This window comes from Nocardia asteroides, assembly GCF_900637185.1.
In the GTDB taxonomy this organism is placed as follows: domain Bacteria; phylum Actinomycetota; class Actinomycetes; order Mycobacteriales; family Mycobacteriaceae; genus Nocardia; species Nocardia asteroides.
In genome coordinates this window covers 204,940-220,043 of record NZ_LR134352.1, presented here as the reverse complement: position 1 = coordinate 220,043, position 15,104 = coordinate 204,940, and the positions used below count along the sequence as shown (strand labels likewise).

Genomic DNA, 15,104 nt, shown 5'->3' with positions numbered 1-15,104 from the left:
TTCGGTTCCTGCTGCCGTCGATCGTGGATCAGGAGGAGCGAGTGGCGAGCCAGGTTCGGTAGTGGCGGAGGGCTCGGCGTTGGAGGAGGGTTTCCTGTAGGAGGGCGAGTTTGGGGTTGATGGTGGGGCGGGTGGGGCGGCCCGCGCCGAGGCGGCGCAGTTGCCTGCGGATGCGGGCCATGCTCGCCGCGGAGGCGACGGCTTTGTCGGCGATGGTGACCGGGGGGAGGGTGATCCGGGCGGTGGGGTCTCGGCGCCAGGTGTTGGGGAGGTCGGGGTCGACGGCCAAGGCGCTGCCCATGCCGACCAGTTCGACGCCGCCCGCCAGGACTTCCTCGGCGACCGGACGGCGGACCACGCCGCCGGTGAGCATCAGCGGCACGGGGCTGGTCGCGGCCAGTTCCTCGGCGAGGGTGAGGAAATAGGCCTCGCGGCTGCGGGACCGCTCGTCGCCGGCCTGGCCGGTCATGGCGGGCGCTTCGTAACTGCCGCCGGAGAGTTCGACGACGTCGACACCCAGCGGGGCCAGCAGTCCGATGACGGTCGCGGCGTCGTCGGCGTCGAACCCGCCGCGCTGGAAGTCGGCCGAATTCAGCTTCACCGCGACGGCGAAGCCGGGCGACACCGCCGCGCGCACCGCGGCCACGATGTCGAGCAGCAGCCGCGCCCGGTTCTCCAGGCTGCCGCCCCATCGGTCGGTACGCCGATTGGCCAGCGGTGACAGGAACTGTGAGAGCAGATAGCCGTGCGCGGCATGCACCTCGACACCGTCGAATCCGGCCTCCTCGGCCCGCCGCGCCGTCACCGCGAAGCGTTCCACCGTCGCCATGATCTGCTGGGCCGTCATCTCGTCCGGCTCGGCGAACATCTTGCTGTTCTTGCCGACATCGACGCGAATCGCCGACGGCCCCCACGCCACGCCCGGCATGTCGGCCCGCACCTGCCTGCCGGGATGGTTGATCTGCATCCACACCCGCGACCCACCGCTCTTGGCCGCGGCGGCCCACTCGCGGAACGGCTCCAGCGGCGACTCCGCGTCGAGGACGACACCACCCGGCCCGGTCAGTGCCTGCGCGTGCACCATGACGTTGCCGGTGATGATCAGGCCCACCCCGCCCTCGCTCCATCGCTGGTAGAGGCGGAAAAGCGAGGCATCGGGCAGCTGCCCCGGCGCGGCCATGTTCTCCTCCATGGCCGCCTTGGCGAGCCGATTCGGCAGGACGGCGCCGTTGGGAAGTGTGAACGGCGTGAAGACCGGTGACGAGAGAACTGTGGATGACATCGCTGCTCCTGAACACGGTATGTTGACGTTGCTTACATGAGCCTGGGAACGAGTGTTAGCGGTGTCAACTTGATTGAGGGGTGGCTGTCGTCACGCCGATCCGCAGGTGTTGACAGCGCTTACATGTGGGCCTACGCTCGCCGATGTAAGCAACGTAAACATTCAGGAGGTGCGCATGGCTCCGACCATGCAGGAGTCGGTCACAGTCGACCTGGGCGGCCGCGCGGTCGAGGTGCCGAAGGGCGGCCTGTACGACCGCTACCGGATGGACACCGACCTGGACGCGGTCGCTGCCGACCCACGGGTGCCCGGCGTCGACTTCTTCCGGCGGCTGCCCAAAGCGCGGGTCGACTCACCCATCGGCCCCACCTGGACGCCGAACTTCTACTACCGGATCTCGACCGCGCGCCTGACGATGCTCGCCCCGGCCAAGGCGATCCGCTCCCGGCTGCCGCGGGAGCTGGATCCGCTCGAGCCGGCGCCGGGCCTCGGCCTGGTCTCGGTGATGTTCTTCCGCTACGACGTGTGCGACATCGACTTCTACACCGAGGCCGCCGTGGGTATCGCGGTCAAGCCGGCCCGGCACGGCGGGCTCGGGCTCGTCGACCTGCTCGCCGGATTGAAGAACGAGCACCTGTACTCCTACGTGCTCTCGCTGCCCGTCACCAGCGACATCGCCCAGGTGCGCGGCCACGACGGCTACGGCTTCCCCAAGTGGGTCACCGGCATCGACGTCGACATCGACGCGCAGCGCACCAGCGCCCTGGTCCGCAATGCCGACGGCGGCACCGACGTGAGCTTCTCGGCCCGCACCCCGCGCCAGACCGAACACGCCTCGGGCGAACGGGTTTCGAGCCTGACCTCCTACACCACCATCGGCGGCGCCTGGCATTCGACACTGAGCCAGACCAACGCGCTGGCGACCGGCACCGCCCGGCTGCCCCGCGGCATCGAGCTCCAGCTCGGCACCGGCCGGGTCGCCGACGACATCCGCTCGCTGAAGCCGATGCGGACCATCCAGCTCGACGTCATGACCGAGGGCCAGAACGCCCTGCACATGCCCGTCCCCACCTCGGTGCGCAACCCCGGCGGAGGTCGGCGATGACCACCATCGAAGTCCGCGGCGCGGGCCTGCCCGCCACCATCACCGGCGCTGTCGTCGATCGGCTGACCTCGCTCGTCGCGGCCGCGCCGGACGCGGCCCGCGCCACGACGACGGCCCCGTACACCGGGCTCGCGCTCGCCGAGTTCCCGGTCTCCACACCCGCGGATGTCGCCGAGGCGTTCGCCCGCGCGCGGCGGGCACAGCTCCGCTGGGCCCAGGTCCCCGTCGAGGAGCGCGAGCGAATCCTGTTGCGGTTCCACGATCTGGTGCTCGACCGCAGGAACGAAGCGCTCGACCTGATGCAGGCCGAGAGCGGCAAGACCCGCCGCGACGCCTTCCTCGAGGTCACCGACATCGCCATCACCGCCCGCTACTACGCCCGCACCGCAGCGCGCCTGCTCGCGCCGAGGCGGCGGCGCGGCGCCATCCCGGTGCTGACCCACACCACCGAGCTGCGTCACCCGAAGGGTGTGGTCACGGTGATCTCGCCGTGGAACTATCCGCTCAGCATGGCCGCCGGCGACGCCATCCCGGCGCTGATGGCCGGTAATGCCGTGGTGCAGAAGCCGGACACGCAGACCGCGCTGACCGCGCTGTGGGCCCTGGACCTGATGCGCGAGGCGGGTCTGCCCGCCGACGTCTGGCAGATGGTGGTCGGCCGGGGCAGCTCGATCGGCGACGCCCTCATCGCCGGTGGCGACTACCTGATGTTCACCGGCTCCACCGCCAGCGGACGGCGGATCGCCCGCGACGCGGGGGAGCGGCTGATCGGCGCCTCGCTCGAGCTCGGCGGCAAGAACGCCATGGTGGTGCTCGCCGACGCCGATATCGCGCGCGCCGCCGACGGCGCCGTCGCCGCGTGCTTCCCGTCGGCGGGTCAGCTGTGCGTGTCGATCGAGCGGCTGTATGTGGCCGAGGAGATCCGCGACGAGTTCGTGGCGGCCTTCGTCGAGCGCACCGGGAAGCTGCGCCTCGGCGCGGCCTACGACTTCTCCGTCGACGTGGGCTCGCTGACCAATACCGCGCAGCTGGCGACCGTCACCGCGCACATCGCCGACGCCGTCGCCAAGGGCGCGACCGTCCTGGCGGGCGGCAAGGCGCGTCCGGATCTGGGCCCGCTGTTCCACGAGCCGACCATCCTGACCGACGTCACTCCGGAGATGACCCTGTTCGCCCAGGAGACCTTCGGCCCGGTGGTGTCGATCTACCCGTACCGCGATGTCGAGGAGGCCATCGCGCTGGCCAACGACACCACCTACGGGCTCAATGCCAGCGTCTGGTCCCGCGACGGTGCCAAGGGCCGGGCGGTCGCGGCGCGCTTGCACGCGGGCACGGTCAATGTGAACGAGGCCTTCGCCGCCGCGTGGGGCAGTGTCGACGCGCCGATGGGCGGCATGGGCGACTCCGGTCTCGGCCGTCGGCACGGCGCCGACGGGCTGCTGAAGTACACCGAGGCGCAGACCGTCGCCCAGCAGCGGCTGCGAGGGTTCAGCCCGCCGCGCGGCGTGAGCCACGAGCGCTGGTCGCGGATCATGACCCTCGCCCTGCGCACCCTGAAGCTGGTGGGCGCACACTGAGTAGCACGGCCGCCTGACCTGCACCAACGACGCACGAAGGAAGAGCACGCATGACCAAGCGCATCTTGAACGTCGTCACCAATGTCGGACACTACGATGATCCGTCGCACGAGACCGGGCTGTGGTTGTCCGAGCTCACCCACGCCTGGCACGTCTTCGCCGAGCACGGCTTCGAGCAGACCCTGGTCAGCCCGGCCGGCGGCGCCGTGCCGCTGGAACCGCGCTCGCTCGAGTTCCCCAGCTACGACAAGACGGCCAAGGCCTGGCGCGCCGATCCGGCCCGGATGGCGCTGCTGGCGAACACCGCCGCCCCGGCCGACATCGACTCCGCCGACTACGACGCCATCTACTTCACCGGCGGGCACGCGGTGATGTACGACTTCCCCGACAGCGAAGGCCTGCAACGCATCACCCGCGAGATCTTCGAACGCGGCGGCATCGTGTCCTCGGTCTGCCACGGGTACTGCGGCCTGCTCAACACCAAGCTGTCCGACGGTTCCTACCTGGTCGCCGGGCGCAAGCTCACCGGATTCGCCTGGCAGGAGGAGGTACTGGCGCGGGTGGACAAGCTCGTGCCCTACAACGCCGAGGAGGAGGTCAAGAAGCGTGGCGCCCACTACGAGAAGGCGTTGCTGCCCTTCGTCTCCTACGCGGTGGTCGACGGCAATTTGGTGACCGGACAGAACCCGGGCTCGGCCAAGAAGACCGCGAAGAAGGTCGCCGCGCTGCTGTGACCTACTCCTCGTCGGGATAGGCGAAGTCCTCGATGGTCCACGGGTCGGCGGGCTGGTCGCGCCAGGCGATCTTGCCCGGTGGCAGCGCGGCCAGTTCGGCGACGGCGGAGTCGTTGTCGAGCACGTGCTGGATGTGCAGCAGCGACGCGGTCGCCGGGTCGAGCGGCTCGTCGGAACCGTCGCCGATGATCCAGTCGCCGTCGGCGTCGTGGACCACGACCAGCGCGGGCCGTTCCCCGCTCGCCACGGTGTTGTAGACGCACGCGGCGAGGTCTTCGGGGAAGGCCAGCCCGTACGCCTCCGGCGGCGGATCACTCGGATTATCCTCGGCGAGAGCGGGTCCCGCGGCACGCCACTGTTCGGTGACCGCGCCGAGGTCGTAGCACCACAGGCCGTCGGCCCTGCCCTGGGCGAGGGTGGCCCTGACCTCTTCGAGATCGCTGCCCGCAGGCACGTTCAGCGCGACCAGTCCCATCCGGCTGCCCTCACCGTCGACGCCGAGCGGCTCGAACGCGTCGAGCACGGCTTGACGCACCTCGGCCCGCAGGCAGCCCTCGGCCGGGATGACCCGGATGGTGCAGGCCCCCGACGGCTCGACCACCTCACCCGCCCACAGCGTCCCCTCATCGTCCGCGGTGACCGCGACGACATCACCGCAGGCGACATCGCGCGCGTGAAAGGGGATGTTGTCCAACCGGACTCGCGACTCGCCGACCCGCACCGCCCACATCCGCTCGGTGCCGAACGCATGCCAGCCCGAGGGATCGTCCGGCAGCCGGAACACCACTCGCACGTAGTCGATGTCGTCGTCGTTCATGCCGGAGAGCATGCCAGGCGGGCGGCTACCGCTGGTACAGGTCCGCGCGCAGCGCCGCGTGCAGGGGCCGCAGCGCCTCGACCGCGTGCCTGCCCCAGTGCGCGAGAAACGACAGCCGCCATTCGAACACCACATCGTGCCAATCCGAACCGGTATCGATGGCATCGAGACCCTGGCGCAGGTCGCGCCAGATGTCGGTGAGGTCGTCGGCCAGCGAACCGGCACCGGCCTGGGCGGTGGCCGGGTCGGTCAGGTCCAGGTTGGACCAGTAGACGTCGGCGCGGCCGAACACCTGGCTCAGGCGGGTGAACTGCCGATACCACCGCTCGTGGTCGATGAAGTCCGGGACCGAGGTCGAGGTGGCCTCCACCCTGGGCAGCGCGCAGCCCGCGGCGACGAGATCCGCCAGCACCGGCACGATCGCGCGTGCCAGTGCCGCCGGTTCCCACTCGTCGTCGAGTCCTTCGACGACCGCGCAGTACGCGCGCGCCGATGCCACGAACGCCTCGATCTCCGCCGGCCTGCTGCTCATCCGGTAAGGATGGTCGCCGTGCCCGGCCCGGGCAACCCCTTACCGTGGCCCGTCGACGCGGGTCGACGCGAAGGCCAGCGCGGCCCCGGCGACACCCAGCGCGGCGATGGCCAGCGCCACGGCGGTGAAGCCGCGACCCGCGACCAGATTCGCCAGCTGCGGCCCCGCGCTCGCCCCGAGGAACAGCGCGAAGGTGTACAGCGCGGTGGCGGCGCCCCTGGCCGCACCCGCCTGCGCGGCGATGGCCTGCACCGCCGCGGGCGCGGCGACGGCCACGGCGGCGACGAACACGAAAAGCCAGGTACCGACCCACAATCCGCCGAGCGGGACGGCGGTGAGCGCGACCGACCCACCCGCCACCGACAACGCGCTGATCAGCCGCGCCTCCGGCGCGAGCACCGCCAGCCGGTTGGCCAGCACGGGGACGGCGATCATGGCCGGAATCGCACTGGCGCGCAGGACGAGCAGCGCGGTGCTGCCGGCGCCGATGCCGTGGGGTGGCGTCAGCTGGACGCCGGTGTAGATACCGACGAACGAGCCGAGCACCGCGAGGCAACTCAGGTAGAGCAGGACCAGCCGTGGGGTGCGCAGCAGCGCCGCGAAGGCGGTGAAGACCGAGCCCGCCGAGGCCGCGGCCGCGGGCCTGCCCGGTTCCAGCACGAACAGCAGCACCACCGCCGAGACCGCGAAACCCGCCGCGCCGAGGGCGAAGACCGCCCGCCAGCCGAACGCGCCGTCGACGAGCTGGGCCAGTACCTGCGCGACCACGCCCGCCGCGAGGAACGAACTGGTCAGGCAGGTCAGCGCGAAGACGCGGCGCGCGGGCGCGATCCGTTCGGCCAGGTAGGCGAAGGCCGCCGGGGCGAAGAACGACGCGGTGAGCCCCTGCGCCACCCGGGCGGCCAGACCGGCGCCGAGCGTCGGCGCGGCGATCACCACCAGTGTGGAGACCGTGGTCGCCGCGAGCCCGCCCACGATCACCGGCCTGCGTCCCCACCGATCCGACAGCGGCCCGGTGATCAGGAACCCGGCGCCGTAGGCCAGCCCGAACGCGGTGGTGGTCCAGGTGGCCGCGGTGCGGGAGGTACCCCACCCCGCGGCCAGCTCGCCCAGCACCGGCAGCACCACGTAGAGCTGGCCGACGACGAGAATCCCGACCGCGCAGATCGTGGCGACCGTGCGGCCGGTCGGCGCCCAGGTCTCAGTAGTCGCCGGCGAGCTCACGCGCACGTTCCTGCGCCGCGGCGAAACCCACCTGCGGGTCCTCGGTCAGCACGGTCGGCGCGAACCGGATCTCGGCCACGTCCTTCACCCCGACGAACCGCAGCCAGTCCTGCACGAACGGGGTGGCGAAGTCGTTGCCGAACTGGATCGGCACGCCCGGCTGGTGCACGCCGCTGGTGTACACGGTGACCGCCCGCTTGCCCTCGAGCAGTCCGCTGTAGCCCACCTCGGGATCGAAGGCGAAGGCCCAGCCGGGCTGGGTGACGATGTCGACGTACTGCTTGAGGATGTAGGGCACCCCGTGGTTCCAGATCGGGATGTTGACGACATAGAGATCGGCGGCGGCGAACCGGTCGAAGACGGTGCGCGCCTGCTCCCAGGCCGCGACCTGTTCCGGTGTCTGTTCCGATCCGGTGAACACGGCCAGTTTCGCCGCGGCCGCGTCGGTGCCGAATTCGGGCAGCCCGGCCTCGAACAAATCGAGGGTGTCGACCCGCAGCGCGGGATCGCGGGCGACGAGTGTGTCGATGAAAGTCTGTGCGATGGCGCGAGATTGGCTGAATTCCCCACGCGCGGAGGCATTGATGTGCAGCAGAGTGGTCATGGGAATAGCAGTACCGGGCGAGGTGCGCGCCCGACAATGATTTGTCGCACGGTGCGCCGATACCGGGCGGTGCCGCGCCGCGATTTGTCTCGAGCTGATCGCAACAACGTCGTCGTGCGAAAAGTCGCAGCTAGATCCGTATCCGGCTGTCCCGGAACGGCATCGGTGCGCTGTCGCTCCCCGGGATCCGGCGCTGACCTGCTGCTATATTTCCTGCACGGTCACGAGTATCAGCATGTTCGAGCCCCGGCTCGCTGATCGGCAACCCTCGCTCGGCGGTGGGGTGCCCCGGGTGACGACCAGGCGCTCTCGCCACGAGAGCGCAAGCGCCGAACGAACGGGGATGGACTATGCGTGTCGATGCATCCGCCTGCTGACGCGGGCAATTTCCGCCTGCCCTGATCGGGGTGGGCTGTTCGCGCCGGCACTGGCGCGCCAATTGTCTCGTACGTGAATCGTTTTCGCGTACCCGCAATTTCCTTATGTCCGCTGATGGTCGCGGGCATACGATTTCGAAGGAATCAGCAATGAGCAAGTTCTCGATCGGCTCGCGCCGGGTGAAGATCGTGGCCGGTGCTTTGGCCGCGGTGACGGTGGCGGCCGCCGTCGTCGGTTGCAGCGACTCCGGCGGTGGCGAGTCCGCCGGCGGCTCGGTGTATTTCGGCGTCTCCGGTCCGCGCACCGGGCCCTCTGCCGAGTACGGGCGGCTGTGGCAGCAGGGGTTCGACCTGGCACTCGACGAGATCAACGCCGCGGGCGGCATCGACGGGCGCAAGGTCGAACTGAAGTGGGAGGACTCGCAGTCCGATCCCAAGCAGACCGTGCCGATCGCCACCAAGTTCGTCGACGACAAGTCGGTCATCGCCGAACTCGGTGACTTCTCCTCGCCCGCCTCGATCGCGGCCTCGCCGATCTACAACCGCGGCAAGCTCGTCCAGTACGGCTTCACCAATTCCGCCGTCGACTTCACCAAGGCGGGCGACTACTCCTGGAGCCCGTCGATCACCCTCGACGTCTTCCAGGAACGCAATGCCGAGTGGGTGTCGAAGAAGGCCAAGAAGGTCTCGGTGGTCTACCTCGAAACCGACTGGGGCAAGCAGGCGTTCCAGTTCTTCGAGAAGTTCGCCGAGCAGAAGGGCGTGGAGATCGCCTACTCCTCGCCGATCCTGCCCGACTCCACCGATGTGAAGCCGATCCTGATCAAGGGCCGCGAGGCGAATCCGGACGCCTTCGTGCACCTGGGCTACGGCCCCGACGGCGCGCTGGTGGTCAAGCAGCTGCGCGATGTGGGCTTCACCGGCCAGTTCTTCGGCGGACAGAACACCCCGCAGTTCATCTCGCTGGCCGGTGCCGCCGCCGAGGGCGACATCGTCAACGGCATCTTCAGCCCCGCCGACCCCGATCCGAAGGTGCAGGACTTCGTCACCAAGTTCCGGGCGAAGTTCAACACCGACCCGGGCGACTTCAACGTCTACGCCTACGACGCGCTGCACGTGCTGGCGCAGGCGGCGAAGAAGGGCGGGGCCACCCGCGAGGGCATCCTCGACGGTCTGAAGACCGAAACCCGGTTCACCGGAATCGGTCTCGGGACCTTCGCCTTCGACCAGGAATCGCGTCGCCCCAAGGGCGTGACCCCGCGCGAACTGGTGCTGAAGGAAGGCAAGTTCGTGCCGACCGGCAACCGCTGATGTTCGACACCCTCATCGCCGGTGTGGTCCACGGCAACGCGTACGCGCTGCTCGCCGTGGGCATCACCCTCATCTTCGGCGTCACCAATGTCATCAATTTCGCGCACGGCGCGGTCTTCGCCCTCGGCTCGATCCTGGGCTGGTGGCTGATCGCCGAAGTGGGTTTCCCGCTCTGGCTGACCATCGTGCTGGTGGTCGCGGGCACCGCGCTGGTCGGCGTCCTCATCGACGTGCTGGCGGTGCACCCGCTGCGCAAGGCGCCAGCCATCGCTGCGCTGCTGGCCACGGTCGCGGCCGGGCTGATCATCGAGAACCTCACCCAGATCGTGTTCGGTCCGGAGACGCGGCCGTTCCCGCAGGTGCTGCCCACCAACAACTTCCAGCTCGGCGGTGTCCGCTTCGGCACCTCCGATCTGGTGATGTTCGCGATCACCCTGGTGGTCATGGCGGGGCTGGCCGGGTTCCTGCGGTTCAGCCGCTACGGCCTGGCCATCCGCGCGACCGCCCAGGACCCCGACGCCGCCGCGCAGATGGGAATCGGAGTCAGCCGGATCCAAGTGCTGGCCTTCGCCATCGCCTCCGGACTCGGCGGCCTGGCCGGGATCTTCGTCGGGCTGTACAACTCGAACATCTCGCCGACCAGCGGCACCCTGGCCGGGCTCACCGGCTTCGTCGCGGCCACCATCGGCGGGCTCGGGTCGATTCCCGGCGCGGTGATCGGCGGGTTCGCGCTCGGCATCGTCGAGGCCTTCGGCATCTATGTCTTCGGTGACGGCTATCGCGACCTGATCACCTTCGGCGTACTCGTGGCGTTCCTGATCCTGCGGCCCGGCGGGCTGCTGGCGAAGGTGCCCGCCATCAGCGCCGAACCACTCACCGGCACCTTCCTGGGCGCGGGCAGGCAATTGCGGGTGCGCTGGTGGCACGCGGTCGTGGTGTTCGCGGTGGCAGCGCTGATCGTGCCGCTGGTGGCGAACAACTACGCCATCGTGGTCGGCACGCAGATCCTGGCCTACGCCATCGTCGCGGTCTCGATGACGCTGGTGGCGGGCTCGGCGGGACAGCTGGTGATCGGGCAGGCCGGGCCGATCGCGATCGGCGCCTACACCTCGGCCATCCTCACCGTGAACCACGACTGGCCGTTCCTGGCCGCCGCACTCGCCGGTGGGGTGCTGGCCGCGGTGATCTCCTCGATCCTGGCCGCGCCGCTGTGGAACCTGAACGGGCACTACGTCGCGATCGCCACCCTCGGCATCGGCATCGTGATCGTCGCGGTGATCCGCAACTGGGAGTCGCTGACCCGGGGCAGCTACGGCATCTTCGGCATTCCGGTGCCGACCGTCCTCGGGCACGAGTTCACCGAGAACGTCGAGGTGTTCTGGCTGGATCTGGTGTTCCTGGCGATCACGCTGGCGGTGGTGGTGGGGGTGCAGCGCTCCCGCCTCGGCACTGCGTTGCGCGCGGTCGGCGCCGACGAGGTGGCGGCGCGGTCCTCGGGCATCCCGGTGCGCGACTACAAGGCGCTGGCCTTCGCGATCAGCGCGCTGTTCTCCGGGATCGCGGGCGCGTTGCTGGCGCATCAGTACAGCTATATCGACCCGACCGTGTTCAACCTGTCCATGTCCCTGCTGATCGTCACGGTGCTGGTGCTCGGCGGCACCGGCTCGCCCTATGGCGCCGTGCTCGGCGCCGCGGTGCTGATCGGCGTTCCCGAGGCGCTGCGGCTGGCGCCGGAGGCACGCATCCTGCTCTACGGCGTGGTGCTGCTGCTGATCATCCGGTTCCGTCCGCAGGGTGTTCTGGTGAGGAGAGATCGTGTCCCCGTCCACGCATGAGCCCGCGCTCGCGGTCACCGGGCTGCGCAAGTCCTTCGGCGGTGTCCGTGCCGTCGACGGCATCGAATTGACCGTCGCGCCGGGCGAATTCGTCTCCATCATCGGGCCCAACGGGTCCGGCAAGACCACCACGGTCAACCTCATCTCGGGCGTGCTGCGCCCGGACGAGGGACGGGTGGAGGTCGCCGGGGCCCGGCTGCGGCCCGGCTCGCAGGAGGCCGCGGCCAGGGCGGGCATCGCCAGGACCTTCCAGAACGGCCGGGTGTTCGGCAACCTGACGGTGCGCGAGAACGTCGAGATCGGCCTGCACACCACGATCAGCGCGGAACGGCCCTGGCAGCGCCTGGCCCGCTTCCCGGTGCTGCGGTGGCTGCCGCTGCTGGCCGAGACCGCGCTGGCGCTGGTGCCCACGCGGGCCGTGCGGGCCGAACGTGAGGCCACGGCCGACCTGGTCGACGCGCAGCTGGCCAGGTTCGCCGAGCGGCTCGGACCGCGTGCCGAGCACAACGCCTACACGCTGTCCTACGCCAACCGGCGCCGCACCGAGATCGCCAGGGCGCTGGCCCTGCGCCCTGCGGTGCTGCTGCTCGACGAGCCGGCGGCGGGCATGAACCAGACCGAGACCGCCGAGGTCGGCACGCAACTCGCCGAGCTGAAAGCCGCCGGTCAGACCATCGTGCTGGTGGAACACAAACTGGAACTGGTGAACGCGCTCTCGGACCGGGTGATCGTGCTCGACGAGGGCCGGATCATCGCGCAGGGCCGTCCGGAACAGATCCAGCAGGACGAGCGCGTGATCGAGGCGTATCTGGGGCGGCGCAGACTGCGCGCGCCCGCCGCGTCCGCGCAGACGGGAGCAGAGAAGGTGAGCGCCGGTGCCGAATGACGAGAACGCCCAGCCCATCCTGGAATTCGACGAGGTCACCGTGCACTACGGCCCCTCGCGCGCCCTGGACAAGGTGTCGCTGACCGTGCGGCCCGGCGAGATCGTCTCGCTGCTGGGCGGCAACGCCTCGGGCAAGTCCACCACGATGAAGACCGCGCTCGGCCTGCTGCGGCCCACCTCCGGCGCGGTCCGCATCGACGGCGTCGACGTGAGCGCCAGCCCGCCCGCCGCCCGGATCGCGGCCGGTCTGGCGTCGGTCCCCGAGGCCAGACGGGTGTTCCCGGCGATGACGGTGGAGGAGAATCTGCACGTCGGGGGCTACATCCGCAAGGAGCGGCGCGCGGTGCTGGCGGCCAGGGCCGCCGAACTGTACGAGCACTTCCCGCGTCTGCGGGAGCGGCGGACCCAGCAGGCGGGCACGCTGTCGGGCGGCGAGCAGCAGATGCTGGCCTTCGCCAGGGCGCTGATGAGCAAACCCCGGCTGATCTGCATGGACGAGCCGACCATGGGCCTGTCGCCGCTGTTCGTGGACCGGGTGCTCGACGAGATCGCCCGGCTCAACACCGAATTGGGGCTGGCGATCCTGATCGTGGAGCAGCAGGCCGAGCTGGCGCTGTCGATCGCGCACACCGGCAATGTGCTCAGCGGCGGCCGCATCGTGCTGCACGGCACCGCCGCCGACCTGCTCGACGATCCCGCCATCCGCGACGCCTACCTCGGAAAGGTGCCCGCATGAGCGAGGGAAAACGGCTCGGCCTGTTCACCCGGCTGGTCCGCTACGACGACACGCAGACCGCGGCCCAGGTCTACGCCGACGCGCTCGAACAGATCGGCCTGGCCGAACGGCTCGGCTACGACACCGCCTGGGTGGCCCAGCACCACGTCGACCCCGCCGAGGGCGGACTGCCGTCGCCGTTCGTCTTCCTGGCCGCCGCCGCGGCCCGGTACCCGCGGATCCGGCTCGGCACCGCCATCGTCACCCTCGGCCTCGAGGACCCCATCCGGGTGGCCGAGGACGCGGCGGTGCTCGACACCCTGTCCGGCGGCCGTCTCGAATTGGGTTACGGCAGTGGCGGTTCCAAGAGTTCGTTCACGCTGTTCGGCATCGATCCCGCCGACAGGCAGCGCGTCTACGGCGAGAAGCTGGCCGCGATCACCGCCGCCCTCGACGGCGCCGACCTGGTACCGGGCCGGCCGCTGCATCCGCCCGTACCGACCCTGCGCGAACGCGTCTGGCACGCCAGTTTCTCCGTCGACGGCGCCGCACGCGCCGGTGCCGCCGGCGCGGGGCTGCTGCTGTCACGCACCCAGCCCAGGGACGCAGGCATCGCGCTGGACGCGCTGCAAGCCGACCTGATCGCGGCCTACCGCGCGGCCCTGCCCGCGGGCGTCGAGCCCCGGATCGGCGCCTCCCGCAGCGTTTTCGTCGCCGACGATCGGCACGAGGCGGTGCGCCGGGCTCATCGCGGCGCACTGCGTTTCCTCGATCATCTGCGCGACGCGGGAATCCCGGAGCAGGCCGCCACCGTCGACGACGTGCTGCGCGACTCCTTCGTCGGCACGCCGGACGAGGTCGCGGCACGGTTGGCCGCCGACAGCGCGGTCGCCGCGGCCACCGATCTCATCGTCCAGGTCCATCCGATCGATCCGGACCAGCGCGCCGCGCTGCGATCGATCGAACTTCTCGCCACCGAGGTCGCGCCGCGGCTCGGTCGGCCGGTCAGCGAAAGGGGTCCGGCATGAGTGCCGAACCGGATGTCATCGATACGGTGCTCGGCGCCGAGCTCGCGGCGAAGGTCGCCGTCGTGCGCCGGTCCAGGCCGGTGGTCGTGGACAGCACCCAGGCCGTGCACGACGCCCTGTTCGACGGGCCGGGCGGCCGCGCCTTCGGGTCCGAGCGCCTGGCCGCCGTCGCGGCGCACGTCGCCACCCTCGGCGAGGCGGCCGACCTGGCCGCCTTCTACGCCGACCGGGCGGGCGCACAGGCGAATTCGGCCGGAGACGCGAAACTCACTGCGGCACTGCAACATGCGACCCGCCTCACCACCGCGCCTGCCACGAGCACCCGCGCCCACGTCGACGAGCTGCTGGCCGCCGGGCTGACCGAGACCGATATCGTCACCGTCGCCCAGCTCACCGGCTTCGTGAACTACCAGATCCGGCTGCTGGCCGGTCTCGCCCTGATCGGAGCTACCCGATGACCGAAGTCCGTGATGTCGAGACCGCCGCGCGCCCAACGGGTTTCACCCAGGAACAACTCGACTGGGTGCCGTGGGTGGAACCGATCGCGCTGGCCGACGCCGACGAACGGCAGCGTCCGCTGCTCGAAGGTCAGCGCGGCGAGAGTCCCTATTTCCGGCTGCTCGCCCGCAATCCCGAGGTGCTGGCCCACCGCAGCGCCAACGACAAGGACATCTTCTACAGCCGCGAGGGGCTCACCCGCGCCGAACGCGAGCTGGCCGCGACCGTGACTTCGCGGTTCAACGGTTGTGAGTACTGCGCTTCGGTACACTCTCGTTTCACATCTCAGTTGTCCAAGCGCGTCGACGATGTGCAGCGACTGCTGGACGACGGGGTGGCGGTCCGGATCGACGAACGATGGGACGCGATCATCGATTTCACCGCCGCGCTGGCCGCCCAGCCGCCGCGGCCCGCGCACGCGGAGCTGACCCGGCTGCGACTGCTCGGTTTCGACGACGCCGATATTCACGATCTGGTGCTGTCGACGGCGTCGTTCTCGTGGGCGAACCGGCTCATGTTGAGCCTGGGCGAGCCGGAAGTTCCTGGGGCTTGTGCCAAGTGACAAAAAAGTTCTAGGAA

General features: G+C 70.0%; 15 protein-coding genes and 1 riboswitch. Of the genes, 10 read left to right on the top strand and 5 right to left on the bottom strand.

Annotated features, from left to right (window positions below; genetic code table 11):
• Positions 1-28: 28 nt before the first annotated feature.
• Complete coding sequence (locus tag EL493_RS01130; protein WP_022566143.1) at positions 29-1,282, bottom strand: NADH:flavin oxidoreductase/NADH oxidase family protein; 1,254 nt, start codon at positions 1,280-1,282, stop codon at positions 29-31.
• A gap of 175 nt (positions 1,283-1,457) precedes the next feature.
• On the opposite strand from EL493_RS01130, the gene EL493_RS01125 reads away from it, so the two are divergent.
• From EL493_RS01125 to EL493_RS01115, 3 genes are read left to right on the top strand one after another with little or no spacing between them, the layout of a single operon-like run.
• Positions 1,458-2,387: an acetoacetate decarboxylase family protein gene (locus EL493_RS01125; protein WP_019049598.1), complete on the top strand. Its 930-nt coding sequence runs from the start codon at positions 1,458-1,460 to the stop codon at positions 2,385-2,387.
• Complete coding sequence (locus EL493_RS01120) at positions 2,384-3,964, top strand: succinic semialdehyde dehydrogenase (protein ID WP_019049597.1); 1,581 nt, start codon at positions 2,384-2,386, stop codon at positions 3,962-3,964. Before EL493_RS01125 ends, EL493_RS01120 begins: the two co-directional genes overlap by 4 nt.
• Positions 3,965-4,014: 50 nt before the next feature.
• A complete protein-coding gene (locus EL493_RS01115) occupies positions 4,015-4,698 on the top strand; it encodes a type 1 glutamine amidotransferase domain-containing protein (protein ID WP_019049596.1) in 684 nt (227 codons plus the stop codon).
• Position 4,699: 1 nt separating this feature from the next.
• On the opposite strand, the gene EL493_RS01110 is transcribed toward EL493_RS01115, so the two are convergent.
• The 4 genes from EL493_RS01110 to EL493_RS01095 are packed head-to-tail and all read right to left on the bottom strand — an operon-like array spanning position 4,700 to position 7,875.
• Positions 4,700-5,515 carry a DUF4265 domain-containing protein gene (locus tag EL493_RS01110; RefSeq protein ID WP_052023872.1) on the bottom strand — a complete coding sequence of 272 codons (816 nt, stop codon included), beginning with the start codon at positions 5,513-5,515 and terminating at the stop codon, positions 4,700-4,702.
• Between the two features lie 25 nt (positions 5,516-5,540).
• Positions 5,541-6,047 (bottom strand): DUF5063 domain-containing protein, encoded by a 507-nt coding sequence (locus tag EL493_RS01105; protein ID WP_019049594.1) that lies wholly within the window; start codon positions 6,045-6,047, stop codon positions 5,541-5,543.
• Positions 6,048-6,086: 39 nt separating this feature from the next.
• A complete protein-coding gene (locus EL493_RS01100) occupies positions 6,087-7,271 on the bottom strand; it encodes an MFS transporter (RefSeq protein WP_019049593.1) in 1,185 nt (394 codons plus the stop codon).
• Positions 7,249-7,875, bottom strand: a complete 627-nt coding sequence (locus tag EL493_RS01095) for an FMN-dependent NADH-azoreductase (protein ID WP_019049592.1) — start codon at positions 7,873-7,875, stop codon at positions 7,249-7,251. Before EL493_RS01095 ends, EL493_RS01100 begins: the two co-directional genes overlap by 23 nt.
• Before the next feature lie 219 nt (positions 7,876-8,094).
• Positions 8,095-8,210: riboswitch (SAM riboswitch) on the top strand.
• 192 nt (positions 8,211-8,402) lie between these two features.
• On the opposite strand from EL493_RS01095, the gene EL493_RS01090 reads away from it, so the two are divergent.
• The 7 genes from EL493_RS01090 to EL493_RS01060 are packed head-to-tail and all read left to right on the top strand — an operon-like array spanning position 8,403 to position 15,087.
• Positions 8,403-9,563: an ABC transporter substrate-binding protein gene (locus tag EL493_RS01090; protein WP_019049591.1), complete on the top strand. Its 1,161-nt coding sequence runs from the start codon at positions 8,403-8,405 to the stop codon at positions 9,561-9,563.
• Complete coding sequence (locus EL493_RS01085; protein WP_019049590.1) at positions 9,563-11,398, top strand: ABC transporter permease; 1,836 nt, start codon at positions 9,563-9,565, stop codon at positions 11,396-11,398. The genes EL493_RS01090 and EL493_RS01085 overlap by 1 nt, the downstream gene beginning before the upstream one ends.
• Positions 11,379-12,284, top strand: a complete 906-nt coding sequence (locus EL493_RS01080) for an ABC transporter ATP-binding protein (protein WP_019049589.1) — start codon at positions 11,379-11,381, stop codon at positions 12,282-12,284. The genes EL493_RS01085 and EL493_RS01080 overlap by 20 nt, the downstream gene beginning before the upstream one ends.
• A complete protein-coding gene (locus EL493_RS01075) occupies positions 12,274-13,020 on the top strand; it encodes an ABC transporter ATP-binding protein (RefSeq protein WP_019049588.1) in 747 nt (248 codons plus the stop codon). Before EL493_RS01080 ends, EL493_RS01075 begins: the two co-directional genes overlap by 11 nt.
• A complete protein-coding gene (locus tag EL493_RS01070; RefSeq protein WP_019049587.1) occupies positions 13,017-14,027 on the top strand; it encodes an LLM class flavin-dependent oxidoreductase in 1,011 nt (336 codons plus the stop codon). The genes EL493_RS01075 and EL493_RS01070 overlap by 4 nt, the downstream gene beginning before the upstream one ends.
• Complete coding sequence (locus EL493_RS01065) at positions 14,024-14,485, top strand: hypothetical protein (RefSeq protein WP_019049586.1); 462 nt, start codon at positions 14,024-14,026, stop codon at positions 14,483-14,485. Before EL493_RS01070 ends, EL493_RS01065 begins: the two co-directional genes overlap by 4 nt.
• Positions 14,482-15,087, top strand: coding sequence for an alkylhydroperoxidase domain protein (locus EL493_RS01060; RefSeq protein WP_019049585.1), 606 nt, complete (start codon positions 14,482-14,484; stop codon positions 15,085-15,087). The genes EL493_RS01065 and EL493_RS01060 overlap by 4 nt, the downstream gene beginning before the upstream one ends.
• Positions 15,088-15,104 lie beyond the last annotated feature (17 nt).

What these genes read in the sequence shown, in the direction of transcription:
- EL493_RS01130 (WP_022566143.1), bottom strand. Translation starts at nt 1,282, where the DNA reads ATGTCATCCACAGTTCTCTCGTCACCGGTCTTCACGCCGTTCACACTT.
- EL493_RS01125 (WP_019049598.1), top strand. Translation starts at nt 1,458, where the DNA reads ATGGCTCCGACCATGCAGGAGTCGGTCACAGTCGACCTGGGCGGCCGC.
- EL493_RS01120 (WP_019049597.1), top strand. Translation starts at nt 2,384, where the DNA reads ATGACCACCATCGAAGTCCGCGGCGCGGGCCTGCCCGCCACCATCACC.
- EL493_RS01115 (WP_019049596.1), top strand. Translation starts at nt 4,015, where the DNA reads ATGACCAAGCGCATCTTGAACGTCGTCACCAATGTCGGACACTACGAT.
- EL493_RS01110 (WP_052023872.1), bottom strand. Translation starts at nt 5,515, where the DNA reads ATGAACGACGACGACATCGACTACGTGCGAGTGGTGTTCCGGCTGCCG.
- EL493_RS01105 (WP_019049594.1), bottom strand. Translation starts at nt 6,047, where the DNA reads ATGAGCAGCAGGCCGGCGGAGATCGAGGCGTTCGTGGCATCGGCGCGC.
- EL493_RS01095 (WP_019049592.1), bottom strand. Translation starts at nt 7,875, where the DNA reads ATGACCACTCTGCTGCACATCAATGCCTCCGCGCGTGGGGAATTCAGC.
- EL493_RS01090 (WP_019049591.1), top strand. Translation starts at nt 8,403, where the DNA reads ATGAGCAAGTTCTCGATCGGCTCGCGCCGGGTGAAGATCGTGGCCGGT.
- EL493_RS01085 (WP_019049590.1), top strand. Translation starts at nt 9,563, where the DNA reads ATGTTCGACACCCTCATCGCCGGTGTGGTCCACGGCAACGCGTACGCG.
- EL493_RS01070 (WP_019049587.1), top strand. Translation starts at nt 13,017, where the DNA reads ATGAGCGAGGGAAAACGGCTCGGCCTGTTCACCCGGCTGGTCCGCTAC.
- EL493_RS01065 (WP_019049586.1), top strand. Translation starts at nt 14,024, where the DNA reads ATGAGTGCCGAACCGGATGTCATCGATACGGTGCTCGGCGCCGAGCTC.
- EL493_RS01060 (WP_019049585.1), top strand. Translation starts at nt 14,482, where the DNA reads ATGACCGAAGTCCGTGATGTCGAGACCGCCGCGCGCCCAACGGGTTTC.